The following is an 18300-nucleotide window of genomic DNA, read 5'->3' as shown; positions in this document are numbered from 1 at the left end:
GTGATCCTGTCCTCAGTCGGCGCTGGTCCTCTGCTGCACGGCGAAACGCCCGAGAAGCGCATCGCGCGCCATCTGCGCACCGAGCCTACTGGCCGCGGCGACCTCGACGGTCGGCAGCGGCAGCGGGTTCGCCGTCGGAAGACCGACATTGACCACGACTGCTGCCGGATCGCGCACCGCCGCCCGTTCGACGAGCGCCCGCTGCGCGGCATCCGTGTCGGGTCGGTCGATCAGCAGCACCGTCGTGCCCGCAGCGGCGCTCACCTCTTCCAGCACGCGGTCCTGTTCGGCGAGCGGGGTGGATGCGACATCGAGGCGCACCCGCAGGCCGTCGTCGGCGAGCGCGTTCGCGACGTACGAACCCGCGCTGTCGACGGCGAGTGTCGAGCGGCGACGGGCATCGATCACGGCGAGCTCGGATGCGGCAGCGGGGGTGCCACCGGTGACCGTCAGCACGCGACGCACGATATCCGCGGCGTCGAAGTCGTCGGCAGTCTCGTGGTCGTCCTCGGCGGCGGCGCGGAGCTTGGATGCGAGGGCGGCCACCCGACGGGCAGCCTCTTCCACGCGCTCGCGCGAGAGCGAGCCGTCGCGCAGTGCCGCGACGATCCCGTCACGGGTCGCGCGGAAGTCCCGCTCGTCCTGATCGGGAAGCGCGGCGTCGCCGGGGTTGGTCGGGTTTCCGATGCAGAGCAGGTCTGCGCCGGCGGCCAGCGCCAAGGCTGCTCCCCCGCCGAGCCCGACCGTCTCACGGATGGCGGCCATGTCGAGCGCGTCCGTGATGATGACGCCGTCGTACCCCCAGTCCCGCAGCATGCCGAGCACACGGGGGTTGAGGGTCGCGGGCTGCTCACCCCACGCGGGGACCACGATGTGCGCGGTCATCACCGCGTCGACGCCGGCCTCGACGGCCGCGCGGAACGGCTCCAGATGCACGCGTTCGAACTCGTCGAGGTCGAGCGTGATCTCCGGAAGGGAGTGGTGCGAGTCCATGTGGGTGTCGCCATGACCCGGGAAGTGCTTGACGCACGCGGCGACCGCCGCATCCTGGATGCCGTCGATCGTGGCGACCACATGCCGCGAGACGAGCGCCTCATCATCGCCGAATGCCCGCACGCCGATGACCGGGTTACGGGGGTCGGTGTTGACGTCGGCGACCGGGCCGAGCACCACGTTGGCGCCGACCGCGCGCACGCGCCGGGCGAGCTCCGCCCCGGTCTTCTCCGACGCCACCAGGTCGTCGAGGAGGCCCAGCTGGGCCGCTCCGGGAACCGTCGAGCCGGTGGCCGACTCGAGCCGGGTGACGCTGCCGCCCTCTTCGTCGATGCCGATCAGGGCGTCGGGGTTCGCGTCGAGGATCGCCGCGCTGAGCGCCGGGAGCCCTTCGCCCACGTTCTGACCGAAGTACACGACCCCGGCCAGTCCGTCACGCAGTTCGGCGCGCAGCCACTCCGGTGCCTCGGTGCCGAAGAATCCCGGCCACAGCACGCCGTTCGCGAGGCGCTCGAGCTCGTCGGTCATCCCTTCACGGCTCCCGCGACCATGCCGGAGGCGAGCTTGCGCTGCACCAGCACGAAGAAGATCATGACGGGGACGGTGATGATGGTCGACGCGGCCATGATGCTGCCCCAGTCGTTGGAGTGCAGGCCGAAGAACGACTTGAGACCGATCGAGACCGTGTACTGATCTGTCTGGGCACCGAGGATCGTCATCGCGAAGATGAACTCGTTCCACGCCGTGATGAAGCTGAAGATGCTCGTCGCGACGAGGCCGGGCATGACCAGCGGCAGCAGCACCGAGCGGAACATCCGCCACCAGCTGGCACCGTCGATGTAGGCGGCCTCCTCGAGCTCGACCGGGACGGCGGCGACGAAGCCGCGCAGCATCCAGATGCCGAACGCGAGCGACAGGGCGACGTAGACGACCATGAGGCCGAGGATGCTGTTGAGCAGGCCGAGACTCTTGACCTGGAGGAACAGCGGGATGACGAGCGCCTCGAGCGGCACCATCTGCACCACGAGGATCATCATCAGGATCATCGTGCGGAACTTGAACTTGAACCGCGCGACAGCGACGGCAGCGAGCAGGCACACGAGGGCGCTGACGAGGACGGTGACGAGAGCCACGATCGCCGAGTTGCGCAGGTACGTGCCGAAGCCGCCGTCGGTGAGGACGAACGCGAAGTTGTCCCACGTGAACTCCTGCGGGATCAGCGACTGCCCACCGCTGGAGGCCTTGCCGTCGAACGCGCTGGAGACCATCCAGTACACAGGGAACAGCGTGAAGATCAGGACCGCGGCGACCGCGATGCCGAGTCCGATCCGGGAGCGGAGCCGGGGGCGCGGGTTCACAGCTCGTCCTCCTTCATGAGGGAGCGGATGTAGACGATGGTGATGCCGATCAGCACGAGCGTGAGAAGCACCGCGAGCGCCGCACCGAAGCCGTAGCGGTTCTGGCCGAAGGACTCCACATACGACCAGACGCCGAGGTTCAGCACCTGGCGGTTTCCGCCGCCACCGCCGGGCATCAGGTAGACCTGCGCGAAGACCTTGAAGTCCCAGATGGTCGAGAGGATGATCACGACCGAGAACACCGGGCGGAGCGTCGGGAAGATGATCTTCCAGAAACGACGCCAGGCACCGGCGCCGTCGAGAGCCGCCGCCTCGAGCATCTCCTTCGAGACACCGAGGAGTCCGGCGAGCACGGTGATCGCCACGAACGGGAAGCCGTGGTGCACGACGTTGAGGAGCACGATGGCGTAGAAGGACCACTGGTTCGTGAACCAGTTGATCGGGTCGTCCATGAGCCCGAGGTCGGCGAGGACCTGGTTGAAGATGCCACGGTCGGCATCGAAGATGAAGGTCCAGACGTACGTGCCGGTCACGGCGGGCATCGCCCACGCGACCATGATGCAGCTGGAGACGATGACGCGCCACGTGGTGCCGAGCCGCGCGAGCAGCAGGGCCACGAGCGTGCCGACGGCCACGGTGACGAAGACCGCCACGGCGGCGAAGCCGACCGTGTTGGGCAGCACCACCGTCCAGAGAGTCGGGTTGGTGAGCGCCTCGACGTAGTTGTCGAGACCGATCCAGTTGTTCTCCCCGGTGTTGATCTCGCGCAGGCCGTAGTCCTGCAGCGAGAAGATGAACACCTGGATGAGAGGCCAGAGCATGAGCACCGCGAGGATGACCAGCCCGGGCGCGAGAAGAAGCCAGGGGCGGGCCGCGACGATCGAGAGACCGCGTCGCTTCCGGCCGCCGGCCACGGAGGCGGAGGTGGACTCCGCCTTCGTGGCCGGCAGTGGCGCTTGCACCATCGACATGGAAGGGATGCTTCCTTACTGGTTGAGCAGTTCGGTCATCTCGGCGGAAGCGTCCTTCGTCGCGGTCGCGACGTCCTTCTGCCCGCTGAGGATGGCCTGGATCATGGAGTTGGTCGTCTTCTTCGCCTGGACGGCGCCGAAGTTCGGGGTGACCGGGACGGATGCTCCGCCGTCGACCATCTGCTCGGCGAACGGTGCGACCAGCGGGTCGGTCGAGGCGAGGGCCTCTTCCATCGCGGACTGCACACCCGGGAAGTAGCCGGTCTCGTCCGACCACTGCTCGGCGAACTCGCCGGTCGTGACGAGCTTCACGAACTCCCACGCGAGGTCGGCGTTCTTCGTCGTGTTGAAGATCGAGAGGTGCGATCCACCGAGCACCGACGGGGCGATGCCGCCGTCCTGGCCGGGGATGACCGCGGCGCCGATCTTGCCCTCGAGGTCGGGGTTCGCCTCGATGAGCGAGTTCGGCGTCCACGAGCCCGAGAGCATCATGGCGACGTTGCCCTGCGTGAACGCGTCACGGAGGTCGGTCTCCTTCCAGGTGGTGGCACCTGCGGAAGAGAAGCCGTGCTCGGTGGCGAGGCCGGTGTAGAACTCGATGCCGGCCTGCGACTCGGCGCTGTCGAGCTCGCTGGTCCAGGTGTCGCCGTCCTTCGTGGCGATCTCGCCGTCGGCGCCCCAGACCCAGGGGTAGACCTGGAACTCGGCGTCGCCCGGAACCGGGAACGGCAGCATGTCGGGCTTGGCGGCCTTGATGGCGTCACCCGCGGCGACGATGTCGTCCCACGTCTTCGGAGCCTCGAGACCGAGCTCCTCGAACACGTCGGCGCGGTACATGAGCGAGCGGACACCGGCGTACCAGGGCATGCCGTACAGCTCGTCTTCGTAGGTGCCGGCGACCTCGAGGCCCTCGACCAGGTCGTCGCGCAGACCCTTCTCACCGTCGACGTACTCGTCGATCGGGAGGAGCGCGCCCGCGTCGGCGAACTCGGCGGTCCAGGTGGTGCCGGTCTCGGCGATGTCAGGAGTCGTGCCACCGGCGATGGAGGTCACGAAGCGGTCGTGAGCGTCTGCCCACTGGATCTCATCGATCTTGACCGTCGCGCCGGTCTCCTTCTCGAAGGCTTCGGCGACGTCGTCGTAGAAGGCCGTCGCGTCAGGGTTGGTGCCCTTCATGATCCAGACGGTGAGCTCTTTGCCCTCGCCGTCGGTAGAGCCGGTGTCACCGCCGCCGGCGCAGCCGGCGAGGGCGAGCGTGGCCACGGCGCCGAGCGCCACGGCCGGAAGAATGCGCTTGTGCATGCGGGGATCTCCTCTTTGAAAAGTCCAGGCGAGTATCAGGTATTCGCCAGGGGTTAGGAAAAAGTATCCACGACTAACTAATTACCTGCAAGTTCCTCTCACAATCGTCACGCGGCCGTAACATCGCCATCACCGCGGTCTCTCCCAGGTGTTGCCCAGGCTCGGCCTGCGCGGCGCCCGCAGGGTCCGCCGGTAGGCTCGCGGGCATGCGCCGCCACGACGAAGCCGACCGCTCCACGGTCGCGCGCCATGCGACTCTTCCCACTCCCGGGCCCGCCAAAGGCTTCCTGAAGATCGCCGGGATCACGCTGGGCGTCATCCTCGTCTCCGCGATCGCCGTCGCCGCGTTCATCGTGACGGACTACTTCAATCGCTTCAGCGACGGTGCCGTCACCCTCGAAGACGCCCCCGAGGTGGAGCCTCCCCAGATCGGCGCCTTCCCCGGCGAGTTCAGCATGCTCATCATCGGCACCGATGAGTGCGGCGAGGTCTCGACCGGACTTCTCGGCGAGCGCTGCTCGGAGGCCGACGGCGGCATCCTCAATGACGTGAATCTGCTCGTGCACGTCTCGGCAGAGCCCCGCAACGTCACGGTCGTCTCGCTCCCCCGCGACCTGATGATCGAGACCCCGGAGTGCACGCTCCCGGACGGATCCGTCGCCTCGGCCACGAACAAGACGCAGATCAACTCGATCTTCCAGCGCGCCGGCCTCTCCTGCGTGGCGAAGACGGTCACCCAGCTCACGGGCATCGAGATCCCGTTCGCCGCGAAGATCGCCTTCGACGGAGTGATGGAGGTCACCGACGCGATCGGCGGTGTGGAGGTGTGCATCGGCGGAGAAGGCATCCGCGACCGGCACACGGCTCTCGACTGGGAGCCGGGACCGCGCACCGTCTCGGGCTACGAGGCGCTCCAGTTCATTCGCACCCGGCACGGTGTCGGCGACGAGAGCGACATGGCCCGCGTCTCGAACCAGCAGCAGTACATGTCGCGCCTGGTGAAGAAGATCATGAGCGACGAGGTGCTCAGCGACCCGGGCAAGGTGCTGGGACTCGCCAATACCGTCGTCGACAACATCGACCCGAGTGACGAGCTGGCCAATCCCGTCCGGCTCGCGCAGCTCGCGCTCTCGATCAAGGACGTGCCCTTCTCGGACTTCGTCTTCCTGCAGTACCCGGTGTTCGGTGACCCCGACGACTCCGACCGGGTCGTCCCGAACTATGACGCGGCAGCCACCATCTGGGACGCGCTGAAAGCGGGTCAGCCCGTGCAGCTCACTGGCGGCGTCAGCAACAACGGGGGCGTCGAGCTGGTCGAGCCCGCTCCGGGCACCGAAGGTGAGACACCGGCCACCCCTCCGTCCACGGACGCGCCCGCGACCCCGGCGCCGCGCGCGACGCTCGACCCGGCCATCTCCGGCCAGACGGTGGAGCAGGAGACCTGCGCCAACGGCCGGCTGCGCTGACCTTCCCACCCGCCGCGTAGGCTCGGGCCATGGGCCGAAACCGATCGCGCGACGCCGAGCATCCGCAGGTCCGCCTGGACCACGGCGGCATCGCCAGTATCGTGCCGTCGGAGTTCACCACCGGGTTCGAGCTCATCGTCGACGACACCCCGCAGTCGCACGTCGACCTCGATGACCCCACGCACCTGCACTTCGAATACATCGTGCGCATGGGCGCGGTGATCGATCAGCTGGCGCCCGGGCCGCTTACGGCCGTGCACCTCGGCGCCGGCGCCCTCACGATTCCGCGCTATATCGACGCCACACGACCCGGCTCCCGCCAGCAGGTCATCGAACTCGAAGCGCCGCTCGCCCAGCTGGTCCGCGAGCATCTGCCGCTGCCGAAGGGCGCGGCCATCCGCATCCGCATCGGCGACGCACGGGAAGGGGTGAGCCGGCTGCCGGGCGCCCTGCAGGCGAGCTGCGACCTCGTGGTCTCGGATGTCTACTCCGGAGCGCAGACGCCCGCCCACCTCACAAGCGTGGAGTTCTACCGCGAGCTCTCCGGCCTGCTCGCGCCCGGAGGTGTGCTGCTCGTGAACGTCGCGGACGGCCCGGGCCTCGCCTTCGCCCGCCGCCAGGCCGCGACGATCGCCGAAGTGCTGCCCGAGATCGGCATCCTCGCCGATACCCAGGTGCTCAAGGGGCGGCGCTTCGGGAACCTCGTGATCGCGGCATCCGCTTCTCCGCTGCCGACCGAGTGGCTGCCGCGGATGCTGGCGGCCGGCCCGCATCCCGCGAAGATCGCGCAGGGGGCCGAGGCCGCGGCCTTCCTGCAAGGCGCACGGGTCGTCACGGATGCCGATGCGGTCGCATCGCCTCGCCCCGACGCCTCGCTCTTCCTGCGCTGACCTCGACGGGATCGATCGAGCGCGGCCCGACGCCGACCGCGCCGCGGTATGTCGCAGCTCGGATGCGCCGACCAGGGCGCGCCGCCCCGACGAGCGCTCGACCGGAAGGCAGACTGGACGGGGACGCTGCGGAAGGAGAGCAATGAGTTTCATCCGGGGATACGACCAGGAGACGCTCCGCGAAAAGGTCGATCTCGACGAGTGCGCGACGCGTCTCGCCGAGATCGAGTCGCAGCGCAGCCTGCCCGCTCTGCTCGAGCGCGTGTGGTTGCTGAAGGTGCTCGACCGTCTGGACGAGGCACTCGTGCTGGCCGACGAGACCGTGCGCCAGGCGCGCATGGCCGGCACCCGTAAGGATGTTCTGCGCGCACGAGTGCTGCACGCCACGATCCTGCAGTATCGGGGTGCACACGCCGCCGCCGAACAGGAGCTGGCCACCTGCGCGACCGAGGCCGAAGGCCAGCGCTGGCTGTCGATCGCGGCATTCGCGTATCAGCACCACGGCAAGAACGCTTACGAGGCCGGCGACTACGAGACAGCGCGGGAGAGCTTCAAGCAGTCGCTGTTCCTCCGGCGGGAATCCGGCGCAGAGGACCGGGAACTGGAGACCGTTCTGCTGGCGATCGAGGCCGCTGAGCGTCGCCGTCCGTCGCAACTCGTCGCGGGCTGAACCCGTGCTGCGACGACGATGTCGGTCGCAGGGCATAATCTGGGCGCATGGCGGAACTCGACCGTGTGCGCGTCTGGGGCGAAGCACTGATCACGCTGCATCTCGATGACAGCTGGACCTTCGGGTTCGACCATGCCAAGCGCCGGGCCGGACAGTGCGATTACACGAAGAAGCGCATCACGGTCTCGCGCTACCTCGCCGCCCGCTTCGAAGACGACGACATCCACCAGGTGCTGCTGCATGAGGTCGCGCACGCGCTCGCCGGACATGCAGCCGCACACGGCCCGGCATGGAAACGCGTCGCGCGGGAACTCGGCTACGTCGGCGGCACGACCCATCACGGCGAGACCGCTGTCGAACTCGCACCGTGGGTGGGACAGTGCCCATCCGGGCACGTGACCTACCGGCATCGGCGGCCGACGAGGGCCACCTCCTGCGCCCGCTGCTCACGCACGTTCGATGCCAGGCATGTGTTCGCGTGGACCCGTCGCGAGATCCCGTCCGACGTGCGTCTCGCCGCTCAGATGCCCCGCTGACCGCTGCTCAGCGCGGCAGGTCGTCGGGGTACTCGTCCTCGAGCGGGACGGAATCTGCCTGCGCCTCCGCGGCAGCGCGGCGTCGACGCAACAGTGCGGTGATCGCCCGCCAGCCGACCAGGAACACACCGAGCACGATCGTGGCCACGATGATGAACGGCACCTCGGCGGTGTCGCCGCTGAGCACGCGGATGAGCATGCCCCCGGCGACCGTCACGACCCAGACCACCGTGCCCCACAGCACCGACCACGGCCGACGGGGCCTGGCGGGGAGCAGAGCCGCGAGAACATGGCCGATCGCCAGAGCGATCAGGAACGGCCAGGCGGTGAGCAGGAACCCCGCCGGATTCTCATCGTGCGAGGCACGACCGATCGCGGCGAAGACGAGCACGAGCACGATGTCGACGATGACGGCGGGGAGGTACCTCATGCCACGACCCTACGTGGCGATGGCCGAACCATCGTCTCCCGCGCGGCGTCGGACGGAGATCACTCGAACCTCGTGAACAACCCCTCGCGCAAGACGGGAACCACGTCGACGGCGTCGAGCACGGCGGCATCCGTCGTCGATGTCGGCGTCAGGCCGGATGCTTCGATACGAGCGGTGGACGCCACACCTTCGGCGAGCTCACGTCCCGACCCGCTTGCGCCGATCATGTGCCGCAGCGCGCCGCGGAGAGCACGGAATCCCTCGGCGGCGACCGCCGCATCCGGCGAGGTGTGATCGATGCCCCGATCCGAGAGCGCCAGGACGATGGCGCCCGCGCCGAGCTGATCCTCGACCGCGAACCGCGGCACACCGGCGGCATCGGCCTCTCCCGCCGCGATGACCGCGACCGACGTGCGCGCCTGCCGACGCTCCTGCACGGTCTGCACTGCGCGGGCGACAGCAGTGGCGTTGCGGATGCCGCCGACGAGGACGATCGCATCCGGGGATGCCGCGGCGGCGACCGCTGCGCCGTTCCGCGACCATCCCTCGGCCTCCGCCAGAACCACCTCGGTGTCGCCGACTGCGGCATCGATCACGGTGGACGAGAATCGCAGGACATCCACGACCACGACGATGTCGGCGGGTGCGAGACGGGCGAGACCCGCGGTGCCCCAGTCGAGACGAACCTGGTACGTGGACTGATCGAACGGCGACGGCATCCGACCAGCCTAGAGCCGTCAATCCGCAGCGAGCGCCTCGACCGGAGCCACCCGAGTGGCCAGGCGCGTGGGCGTGGCAGCCGCGACCAGCGTGAGCACCGCTGTGGCGACGACGATGATGACGATGGGTATCCACGGGACCTGCGGGGCCACGAGCCCGGCAGGAGTGAACTCCGGCAGGGTCGGAACGGAGCCCAGCAGCGACTGCGCCGCGATCCACCCGTACACGATGCCCAGCACGAGGCCCGTCAGCGTCGCGGCCACCGTGATGTGCGTGGCCTCGAGCAGCACCATCCGCCGCACCTGCCGGTTCGACAGTCCGATCGACCGCAGCAGACCGAGCTCACGGCGACGCTGCACCACACCGATCGTGAGCAGGTTCACGAGGCCGACGGCCGCGATGACGGCGGAGACGGCGACCAGCACCATCATGACCGCGGCGAACGCGTCCATCGGCGCGAAGAACTCCTCCGGCACCTCCCCGGTGACCTGGCTCATCATCAGACGCTTGGCGGACTCGAGCGCGACGGCGAACATCGTCACCAGAGTCACCCCCATCACCACGCCGATGGCCATGCGGGACGACCGTTCCGGATAGCGCAGCGCGTTTTCGGCCGCGAGGCGGGCAGTCGCGCTCGAGCCGAACATCCGCCCCACCAGGCGAAGCACCGGCGGCATGAACAGCACGGATCCGAGAGCGAGCCCCGTGAAGGACAGCACACCCCCGAAGAAGGCGATGACGACGCCGAGCGGAGTCAGGAGCCCGACGACCACCCCGGCGGCGAGTAGCACGGCTCCGGCGATCAGCAGGATCCACGCGCCCACGTGCCGGCCGGGTTTGCCCGACACCTCGTCGTGGGTCCGCTCGACCGATCCGCCCAGTGCCTGCAGCGGGGTCACCGAGAGTACTCGCCGAGAGCCGGCCCACGCCGCCGCCCAGGTCGTGAGTGCGACACCGATCGCGGGCAGCGCGACGAACGGCTGCGCGAGCGAGAAGGATGCCGGGGCGTTGTCGATCAACTGCGCCCCGATCTGCACGCCGATCACCGCCAGCACGAGTCCGACGAGCAGACCGATCGCGGCGCCGAGCAGGCCGACGACGAGACCCTGCCTGCCGACCTGAGCCCGCTGCGAACGTGCGGTCGCCCCGATCAGACGCATGAGCGCGATCTGGCGCGTGCGTCCGGCGATGATCGTCGAGAAGGTGTTCGCCGTGACGATCGCGGCCACGTACATGGCGACCACGGTGAGCAGCACCGACAGCAGAGCGACCACGAACGCGAGCGTCTCACTGTCGCCGATGAAGGGGTCGGCCTGTAGGACCGCCCCGATGTAAGCCGTGATCTCGACGAGGAGCACACCGAACGCGGCCGACAGCGCGGCGACGAGGATGCTGGCGCCCATGCCCCGGTCTCGGAGCCACGCCAGTCGAGGACCGGTCGCCCGCGTGTCGGGGATGACCGCGGCGACGGCGGTCATGCCGCCACCTCCGCGGCGAGCATGTACGCCGAGATCTCCTCCGCGGTCTGACGCGGGTGGTCGGCGACGATCTTGCCGTCACCGAGGTAGAGCACGCGGTCGGCATGGCTCGCCGCGATCGCGTCGTGGGTCACCATCGCGATGGACTGCCCATGCTCGCGGCTCGCGGTGGCGAGCAGGCGCAGCACCTCGCGCCCGGTCTTGGAATCGAGGTTGCCGGTGGGCTCATCCGCGAACACGAGGTCGGGGGCGGTCGCCAGGGCGCGGGCGATGGCGACACGCTGCTGCTGCCCGCCGGACAGCTGATGCGGACGGTGGTTGAGGCGCGAGCCGAGTCCGAGCGTCTCGATCAGTCCGTCGATGCGCGCCCGCTCGATCGCGCTCGGCCGGCGGCCGTCGAGCTCGAACGGGAGCATGATGTTCCCGAGCGCGTCGAGCGTCGGCACCAGGTTGAAGGCCTGGAAGATGAAGCCGACCCGGCGGCGGCGCAGGATCGTCAGGTCGATGTCGCCGAGACCGGTGATCTCGGTGTCGCCGATCCACGCGCGCCCCTCCGTCGGGCTGTCGAGCCCCGCCATGATGTGCATCAGGGTGGACTTGCCCGAGCCCGAGGGGCCCATGATCGCGGTGAACTGTCCGCGGCGGATGCCGACGCTGACGTCATCGAGCGCACGGACGGTGCCTTCGCCCGAGCCGTAGGTCTTCTTCAGGTGCTGGACGCGGGCGGCGAGCCCCAGGTCGGTGGTCGTGATCTCCATACCTTCGACGCTATTTCCGCAGCCCCGCGCCGGTCATCGCCCGCCCGGAGCATCCGCATACATCGGAGGGATGATCCGCACTCGACCATTCGCTGGTCGCCTGGACGGTCAGGCGAGGCCGTGCTCGAAGGCGAAGACCACCAGCTGCACACGGTCGCGCAGCGCGAGCTTGGTGAGGATGCGACTGATGTGCGTCTTCACGGTCGCCTCGCTCAGGAACTCCCGGCCGGCGATCTCGGCGTTCGACAGCCCCCGGGCAGCGAGCGCGAAGATCTCCTTCTCCCGGTCGGTGAGCGTCGTGTACTGCGGCGGGACGGGCTTCGGCGCCTCGGCGAAGTGGGCGAACAGATCGCGCGTCGCCGAGGCCGCGATCACGCTCGACCCGGAATGCACGGTACGGATCGCGGCGAGCAGGAACTCCGGATCGGCGTCCTTGAGGAGGAAGCCACTGGCGCCCTGCCGGATCGCCCGAGCGGCAGCCTCATCGAGGTCGAACGTCGTGAGCATCACGATGCGGGGCGGCTCCGGCCGGGTGAGGATCTCGGCGGTCGCCGTGAGACCGTCCATGACCGGCATCCGGATGTCCATCAGCACCACGTCGGGCCGCGTGGCACGGACGACTTCGAGCGCTTCCTGTCCGTTGCCGGCTTCCCCGACGACTTCCAGGTCGGGTTGTGAGGCGACGAGCATGCGGATGCCGGCGCGGAAAAGCGCCTGGTCGTCGACGAGCACGACTCTGATCATTCGGATGCTCCGATCGGAAGCGAGGCGTGGACGACGAACTGAGCCCCTCGGAGCTCGGCTTGCAGACTACCGCCGACGAGCTGTGCCCGCTCGCGCATGCCGATGACCCCGTGCCCACCGGGTGCGACCATCGTCTCCCGCTGCACCGTGTTCCGCACGTCGATGTCGACCCGATCGGCAAACCAGGCCAAGTGCACGTCGACGGCGCCGTCGCCGTGGCGGATCGCATTCGTCAGCGCCTCCTGAAGGATGCGGTAGACGGCGAGCTGGATCGCCCCCGGCGGCTCCCCCGGAGGCATCGGGTCGACGGTGACCCGCGGCTCGATCCCTGCCTGCCGCACCTGCGCGAACAGGGCTTCGAGGTCAGCGAGCGTGGGCTGCGGGCCGTCGCCCTGCCGGTGCCGGAGCTGGGTCAGCAGCATGCGCACGTCGCTCAACGCGCCGCGCGCTGTCTGCGCGATCGTTCCGAGCGCCTCGGTCGCCATCTCTGGTTTCGCCGCAGCCGCGTATCGTGCGCCGTCAGCCTGCGCGATGACGACGGCCAGGGAGTGCGCCACGATGTCGTGCATGTCGCGGGCGATGCGCACGCGCTCCTGCTCCTCGACGGCGAGCGACTCGGCCTGCAGCTGAGCGGCTCGGGTGCTGCGCGCGCGCAGCACGACCCGCCACAGCAGGCCGCAGACCCACGCGAACCCGAGCGCCATGACGGAGACGATGAGGAGGAGCGTGCCGGTCGTGACCTTCTCCCAGCCGTCACCCGTCCCGAAGGCGACGCCGTTCACGATGACCATGTACACCGCCGCGACGATGCCGCCGAACAGCGCGGAGGCGAACCCCCACCAGAGCACCCGCCTCGTGCCCCATGCCGCCGTGGCGTAGAGGATGAGCAGGATGGCGAAGTCGATCGGCAGCGGGCCGAACCCGGCGATCATCTGCAGGATCGCACCTGCCCACGCGGCGGCCAGCGCCCAGCCCGGCGCGAGGCGGCCGATCGCCACGCCGCCGAACATCAGTACGGCAGCGAAGACCACTGCCACGACCGATATGCCTCCGATCGCCGTGTTCCCGGTGCCCGGCCCGTAGAACACGAGGGACGTCGGCATCAGGACGAGGAAGAGCAGCGTCGCCCCGACGATGTCGAGCGCGAGCGCCGTGCGGGAGAGTGGCCGGATCACTCCCCCACGCTACGCGAGCTCACCGCACGGACACATCCGTCCGTGGATGTATCCGTGCGGTGTCGTACGCGGGCGAGGATCTCCCGTCAAGCGGTCGAGGAATCGGATTCCACGGGCGCCCATCGCCTCGAGCGCAGGAGCGCCGCCCCGCCCATCAAGAGCAGAAGGGCTCCCAGGGCGATAGCCGCAGAGCTGTCGGCACCGGTGGTTCCCAGCGTGCCGCCGCCCCCGCCGGACGGCTGCGGGACGTACGGCGTCACGGGAGCGATCGTGGGCGTCGAGACGTTGCCTGCCGCATCGATGACCGTGATGGTGACCTCCTGCGGGTCGGCAGGACCGGACGACGTGCAGCTCCACTCCGGCATGACCACAGCGGTGCGGCACAGTTCCGTGCCGTCCGGCGCAGTGACGACCACGGTCGTCCCCGGCTCGCCGGTGCCCGAGCAGGTGATCGTGAGATCCGCGTTCTGGACACAGACCGGGTTCAGGACCGGAGCGGGCGGCACCGTGTCGACGACCACGTCGATGGGATCGCCCGCGGTCGTGTTCCCGGCGGGGTCGGTCGCGGTCGGCGTGATCGTGTTCGTCCCCTCCGGCAACGGATCGGTCGGGGTGCAGGACCACGCGCCGTCGACGACGGTGGTCGTGCAGAGCACGGTGCCGTCATCGTCGGTCAGAGTGATGGTGTCGCCGTCATCACCGGTACCCGTGAAGGTGGGCGTGGCATCCGTCACTGCAGCGCCATCCGCCGGGCCTGTGATCACCGGGGCCGTGGGGGCGACCGCGTCCACGGTCACGTCGATCGGGTCGCCCGCCGTCGTGTTCCCCGCCGGGTCCGTCGCCGTCGGCGTGATCGTGTTCGCGCCCTCCGGCAACGGATCGGTCGGGGTGCAGGACCAGGCGCCATCGACGGCGGTCGTCGTGCACAGCACAGTGCCGTCACCATCGGTCACGGTGATCGTGTCGCCATCGTCACCGGTTCCGGTGAACGTCGGCGTCGCATCCGTCACCACAGCACCATCAGCCGGACCGGTGATGACCGGAGCGGAGGGGGCCACGGTGTCCACCGTGAGATCGATCGGATCGCCCGCCGTGGAGTTACCTGCGGGGTCAGTCGCCGTCGGCGTGACAGTGCTCGCACCTTCCGGCAGCGGGTCGGTCGGCGTGCAGGACCACGCGCCATCGACCACGGTGGCCGTGCACAGCACGGCCCCGTCACCATCGGTCACCGTGATCGTGTCACCGTCGTCACCGGTTCCGGTGAACGTGGGCGTCGCATCCGTCACGACAGCACCATCAGCCGGCCCGGTGATCGCCGGCGCCGACGGGGCCTCCGTGTCGACCGTGAGATCGATGGGATCGCCCGCCGTGGAGTTACCCGCCGGGTCTGTCGCCGTGGGCGTGATCGTGTTCGCGCCCTCCGGCAGCGGATCGGTCGGCGTGCACGACCAAACGCCATCGGCCACGGTCGCCGTGCACAGCACCGTGCCGTCATCGTCGGTCAGAGTGATCGTGTCGCCGTCATCGCCGGTGCCCGTGAAGGCGGGAGTCGCGTCCGTCACCACAGCGCCGTCAGCCGGGCCGGTGATCACCGGAGCGGAGGGGGCCACCGTGTCCACCGTCACGTCGATCGGGTCACCCGTTGTGGGGTTGCCCGCGGGATCGGTCGCCGTCGGCGTGATCGTGTTCGTCCCCTCCGGCAGCGGATCCGTGGGCGTGCACGACCATTCGCCGTCGACGACGGTCGTCGTGCAGAGCACGGTACCGTCATCGTCGGTCAGAGTGATCGTGTCCCCGTCATCACCGGTACCCGTGAACGTCGGCGTCGCCGTGTCCACCACGTCACCATCCGCCGGCCCCGTGATCACGGGTGCGGTGGGGGCTACCGTGTCCACCGTCACGTCGATCGGATCGCCCTCCGTCGTGTTCCCGGCCGGGTCCGTCGCGGTGGGCGTGATCGTGTTCACGCCTTCCGGCAGCGGATCGGTCGGAGTGCACGACCAAACGCCATCGACGACGGTCGCCGTGCACAGCACAGTGCCGTCACCATCGGTCACCGTGATCGTGTCGCCATCATCACCGGTGCCCGAGAAAGTCGGCGTCGCATCCGTCACCACGGCACCATCCGCCGGGCCAGTGATGACCGGAGCGGACGGGGCCACCGTGTCGACCGTCAGGTCGATCGGGTCGCCCGCCGTCGTGTTCCCCGCCGGGTCCGTCGCCGTCGGCGTGATCGTGTTCGTCCCCTCCGGCAACGGATCGGTCGGCGTGCACGACCATTCGCCGTCGACCACGGTCGTGGTGCAGAGCACGGTGCCGTCACCATCGGTCACGGTGATCGTGTCGCCATCGTCACCGGTACCGGTGAAGGTCGGCGTCGCGTCCGTCACCACAGCACCGTCAGTCGGACCGGTGATCACCGGGGCCGCAGACGCAACGGTGTCGACGGTGAACTCGACAGGATCGCCCTCCGTCGTGTTCCCGGCCGGATCCGTCGCGGTCGGCGTGATCGTGTTCGTCCCCTCCGGCAGCGGATCGGTCGGAGTGCACGACCATTCGCCGTCGACCACGGTCGTCGTGCACAGCACCGTGCCGTCGTCATCGGTCACGGTGATCGTGTCACCGTCATCACCCGTACCCGTGAAGGTGGGCGTCGCCGTATCCACCACATCACCCTCCGCCGGCCCGGTGATCACCGGGGCAGACGGAGCTTCCGTGTCCACGGTCAGCTCGATCGGAGTACCGTCCGTCGTGTTCCCTGCCGGGTCGGTCGCTGTTGGCGTGATCGTGTTCACGCCTTCCGGCAAGGGATCGGTCGGCGTGCAGGACCAGGCGCCGTCGACCACGGTCGTCGTGCAGAGCACGGTGCCGTCACCGTCCGTCACCGTGATCGTGTCGCCGTCATCACCCGTTCCGGTGAACGTCGGAGTCGCATCCGTCACCACCGCACCATCAGCCGGGCCGGTGATCGCTGGAGCCGACGGAGCCACCGTGTCGACCGTGAACTCGATCGGGTCGCCCGCGGTAGCGTTGCCGGCCGGGTCCGTCGCCGTCGGCGTGACCGTGTTCGTCCCCTCCGGCAACGGATCAGTCGGCGTGCACGACCACGCACCGTCGACCACCGTCGTCGTGCACAGCACGGTTCCATCACCGTCGGTCACGGTGATCGTGTCGCCATCATCCCCAGTACCGGTGAACGTCGGCGTCGCATCCGCCACGACATCGCCATCCTCGGGACCCGTGATCACCGGGGCCGACGGGGCGACCGTGTCCACGGTCAGATCGATCGGGGTACCCGCCGTCGAGTTTCCGGCCGGGTCCGTCGCGGTCGGCGTAATCGTGCTGGTGCCCTCCGGCAGCGGATCCGTGGGCGTGCAGGACCAGGCGCCAGCCGCCACGGTCGTCGTGCACAGCACGTTTCCGTCACCATCGGTGACGGTGATCGTGTCGCCGTCATCTCCAGTGCCGGTGAATGTCGGCGTCGCGTCCGTCACCACATCGCCATCGGCGGGGCCAGTGATCACCGGCGCGGACGGCGCCACCGTATCCACCGTCACGTCGATCGGAGCACCCGCCGTCGAGTTCCCCGCAGGGTCGGTCGCGGTCGGGGTGACCGTGTTCGTGCCTTCCGGCAGCGGATCGGTCGGGGTGCAGGACCACTCCCCATCGACCACAGTCGCGGTGCAGAGCACGGTGCCGTCACCGTCCGTCACGGTGATCGTGTCACCGTCATCACCGGTTCCGGTGAACGTCGGCGTCGCCGTGTCCACCACATCGCCATCCGCCGGGCCCGTGATGTCCGGCGCCGACGGGGCGACCGTGTCCACCGTCACCTCGATCGGTTCCCCCGGGGTGGAGTTCCCCGCCGCATCCGTCGCAGTCGGCGTGATCGTGCTCCCGCCCTCCGGCAACGGATCGGTCGGGGTGCACGACCAGGCACCGTCGACCACAGTGGCGGTGCAGAGCACGGTGCCGTCGTCATCCGTCACGGTGATCGTGTCGCCGTCATCACCCGTGCCGGTGAATGTCGGCGTGGCATCCGTGAGCACCGCACCATCCGCTGGACCAGTGATCACCGGCGCCGAAGGGGCCACCGTATCCACCGTGAACGCGACGGGCGCACCGGTCGTGCTCGTGCCGTCGATGTTCGTCGCCGTCGGCGTCGCCGTGGCTGCACCTTCGGGAAGCGCCATCGTGGGCGTGCACGACCATGCGCCGTCCACCACGGTCGTCGTGCAGAGCACGGCGCCACCGCCATCGCGCACCGTGATCGTGTCGCCATCGTCTCCGGTGCCCGTGAGGGTCGGCGTGGAATCCGCTACCACGTCACCGTTCGCGGGTCCCGTGATCACCGGCGTCGACGGCGAGGGGACATTCACGGTGATCGCATTGCCGGCGAACGCCTGGCCGTTGACCACGGTGTACGGCTGCACGACGTTGGCGCCCACGGCGAGATCCGACGTCGACGTGCAGCTCCACGTCCCCGCCGCGGTCACCGTCGCTGTGCAGAGCACCGCGCCCGAATCGTCGCGCATCTCGACCACGTCGCCCGGTGTTCCCGTGCCGGAGAATGCCGGTCGAATCGGAACCGTCGCTCCATCGGCGGGACCGGTCACCACAGCTGCGGCACCCCACTGGAGTCGCACGGTCCCATTTCCGCCGCTCGCTGCAGCTCCGCCGCCGGATGCTCCTCCACCCAGTGTCAGCGCCGCGCCGACCACACCAGGAGCCGCAAAGCCTGACCCGCCGCCGCCTCCGCCGTCGCCGATACCCAGCAGAGCCAGACACCGACCGCCACCGCCCCCGTAG

At 69.1% G+C, this 18300-nt stretch carries 15 protein-coding genes; 4 read left to right on the top strand and 11 right to left on the bottom strand.

Going from position 1 to position 18300, the window contains the following annotated elements:
• Positions 1-12 precede the first annotated feature (12 nt).
• From HCX50_RS14465 to HCX50_RS14450, 4 genes are read right to left on the bottom strand one after another with little or no spacing between them, the layout of a single operon-like run.
• A complete protein-coding gene (locus HCX50_RS14465) occupies positions 13-1521 on the bottom strand; it encodes a glycoside hydrolase family 3 protein (RefSeq protein ID WP_167634835.1) in 1509 nt (502 codons plus the stop codon).
• The gene (locus HCX50_RS14460) at positions 1518-2351 is read right to left on the bottom strand and encodes a carbohydrate ABC transporter permease (RefSeq protein ID WP_029261829.1); all 834 of its coding nucleotides are present in this window, start codon (positions 2349-2351) and stop codon (positions 1518-1520) included. The genes HCX50_RS14465 and HCX50_RS14460 overlap by 4 nt, the downstream gene beginning before the upstream one ends.
• On the bottom strand, positions 2348-3322 hold the full coding sequence (locus tag HCX50_RS14455; protein WP_091035294.1) for a carbohydrate ABC transporter permease: 975 nt from the start codon (positions 3320-3322) through the stop codon (positions 2348-2350). Before HCX50_RS14455 ends, HCX50_RS14460 begins: the two co-directional genes overlap by 4 nt.
• A 15-nt stretch (positions 3323-3337) precedes the next feature.
• Positions 3338-4624 carry a sugar ABC transporter substrate-binding protein gene (locus HCX50_RS14450; protein ID WP_091035297.1) on the bottom strand — a complete coding sequence of 429 codons (1287 nt, stop codon included), beginning with the start codon at positions 4622-4624 and terminating at the stop codon, positions 3338-3340.
• Between the two features lie 206 nt (positions 4625-4830).
• Here HCX50_RS14450 and HCX50_RS14445 point away from each other — a divergent pair, with 206 nt between their 5' ends.
• The 4 genes from HCX50_RS14445 (at position 4831) to HCX50_RS14430 (ending at position 8186) form a co-directional block, all read left to right on the top strand.
• A complete protein-coding gene (locus tag HCX50_RS14445) occupies positions 4831-6090 on the top strand; it encodes an LCP family protein (protein WP_091035299.1) in 1260 nt (419 codons plus the stop codon).
• A 29-nt stretch (positions 6091-6119) separates the two neighbouring features.
• Positions 6120-6980, top strand: coding sequence for a spermidine synthase (locus HCX50_RS14440; RefSeq protein WP_091035302.1), 861 nt, complete (start codon positions 6120-6122; stop codon positions 6978-6980).
• A 142-nt stretch (positions 6981-7122) separates the two neighbouring features.
• Positions 7123-7650 carry a hypothetical protein gene (locus tag HCX50_RS14435; protein WP_029261824.1) on the top strand — a complete coding sequence of 176 codons (528 nt, stop codon included), beginning with the start codon at positions 7123-7125 and terminating at the stop codon, positions 7648-7650.
• A 47-nt stretch (positions 7651-7697) separates the two neighbouring features.
• Positions 7698-8186 carry a SprT-like domain-containing protein gene (locus tag HCX50_RS14430; protein ID WP_091035305.1) on the top strand — a complete coding sequence of 163 codons (489 nt, stop codon included), beginning with the start codon at positions 7698-7700 and terminating at the stop codon, positions 8184-8186.
• A 7-nt stretch (positions 8187-8193) separates the two neighbouring features.
• Here HCX50_RS14430 and HCX50_RS14425 read toward each other — a convergent pair whose 3' ends face one another.
• From HCX50_RS14425 to HCX50_RS14395, 7 genes are all read right to left on the bottom strand, one after another.
• Positions 8194-8616: a DUF3054 domain-containing protein gene (locus HCX50_RS14425; RefSeq protein WP_091035308.1), complete on the bottom strand. Its 423-nt coding sequence runs from the start codon at positions 8614-8616 to the stop codon at positions 8194-8196.
• Positions 8617-8675: 59 nt separating this feature from the next.
• Complete coding sequence (locus HCX50_RS14420; protein WP_091035310.1) at positions 8676-9335, bottom strand: 2-phosphosulfolactate phosphatase; 660 nt, start codon at positions 9333-9335, stop codon at positions 8676-8678.
• Between the two features lie 18 nt (positions 9336-9353).
• Positions 9354-10814: an ABC transporter permease gene (locus tag HCX50_RS14415; RefSeq protein WP_091035312.1), complete on the bottom strand. Its 1461-nt coding sequence runs from the start codon at positions 10812-10814 to the stop codon at positions 9354-9356.
• Positions 10811-11572, bottom strand: a complete 762-nt coding sequence (locus tag HCX50_RS14410; RefSeq protein ID WP_167634834.1) for an ABC transporter ATP-binding protein — start codon at positions 11570-11572, stop codon at positions 10811-10813. Before HCX50_RS14410 ends, HCX50_RS14415 begins: the two co-directional genes overlap by 4 nt.
• A 108-nt stretch (positions 11573-11680) precedes the next feature.
• The gene (locus tag HCX50_RS14405; protein ID WP_091035319.1) at positions 11681-12316 is read right to left on the bottom strand and encodes a response regulator; all 636 of its coding nucleotides are present in this window, start codon (positions 12314-12316) and stop codon (positions 11681-11683) included.
• The gene (locus HCX50_RS14400) at positions 12313-13491 is read right to left on the bottom strand and encodes a histidine kinase (RefSeq protein WP_167634833.1); all 1179 of its coding nucleotides are present in this window, start codon (positions 13489-13491) and stop codon (positions 12313-12315) included. Before HCX50_RS14400 ends, HCX50_RS14405 begins: the two co-directional genes overlap by 4 nt.
• A gap of 86 nt (positions 13492-13577) precedes the next feature.
• The gene (locus HCX50_RS14395) at positions 13578-18137 is read right to left on the bottom strand and encodes an Ig-like domain-containing protein (protein ID WP_167634832.1); all 4560 of its coding nucleotides are present in this window, start codon (positions 18135-18137) and stop codon (positions 13578-13580) included.
• Positions 18138-18300 lie beyond the last annotated feature (163 nt).

The sequence above is a fragment of the Microbacterium sp. B19(2022) genome, from assembly GCF_012030385.1.
In the GTDB taxonomy this organism is placed as follows: Bacteria; Actinomycetota; Actinomycetes; order Actinomycetales; family Microbacteriaceae; genus Microbacterium; species Microbacterium oxydans_B.
This window is presented reverse-complemented; position numbering and strand designations above follow the sequence as displayed.

Bases quoted from the DNA above. Each gene is read 5' to 3' on its own strand.
- HCX50_RS14435 (WP_029261824.1), top strand. From the start codon at position 7,123: ATGAGTTTCATCCGGGGATACGACCAGGAGACGCTCCGCGAAAAGGTC.
- HCX50_RS14445 (WP_091035299.1), top strand. From the start codon at position 4,831: ATGCGCCGCCACGACGAAGCCGACCGCTCCACGGTCGCGCGCCATGCG.
- HCX50_RS14430 (WP_091035305.1), top strand. From the start codon at position 7,698: ATGGCGGAACTCGACCGTGTGCGCGTCTGGGGCGAAGCACTGATCACG.
- HCX50_RS14415 (WP_091035312.1), bottom strand. From the start codon at position 10,814: ATGACCGCCGTCGCCGCGGTCATCCCCGACACGCGGGCGACCGGTCCT.
- HCX50_RS14425 (WP_091035308.1), bottom strand. From the start codon at position 8,616: ATGAGGTACCTCCCCGCCGTCATCGTCGACATCGTGCTCGTGCTCGTC.
- HCX50_RS14455 (WP_091035294.1), bottom strand. From the start codon at position 3,322: ATGTCGATGGTGCAAGCGCCACTGCCGGCCACGAAGGCGGAGTCCACC.
- HCX50_RS14440 (WP_091035302.1), top strand. From the start codon at position 6,120: ATGGGCCGAAACCGATCGCGCGACGCCGAGCATCCGCAGGTCCGCCTG.
- HCX50_RS14465 (WP_167634835.1), bottom strand. From the start codon at position 1,521: ATGACCGACGAGCTCGAGCGCCTCGCGAACGGCGTGCTGTGGCCGGGA.
- HCX50_RS14405 (WP_091035319.1), bottom strand. From the start codon at position 12,316: ATGATCAGAGTCGTGCTCGTCGACGACCAGGCGCTTTTCCGCGCCGGC.
- HCX50_RS14420 (WP_091035310.1), bottom strand. From the start codon at position 9,335: ATGCCGTCGCCGTTCGATCAGTCCACGTACCAGGTTCGTCTCGACTGG.
- HCX50_RS14410 (WP_167634834.1), bottom strand. From the start codon at position 11,572: ATGGAGATCACGACCACCGACCTGGGGCTCGCCGCCCGCGTCCAGCAC.
- HCX50_RS14450 (WP_091035297.1), bottom strand. From the start codon at position 4,624: ATGCACAAGCGCATTCTTCCGGCCGTGGCGCTCGGCGCCGTGGCCACG.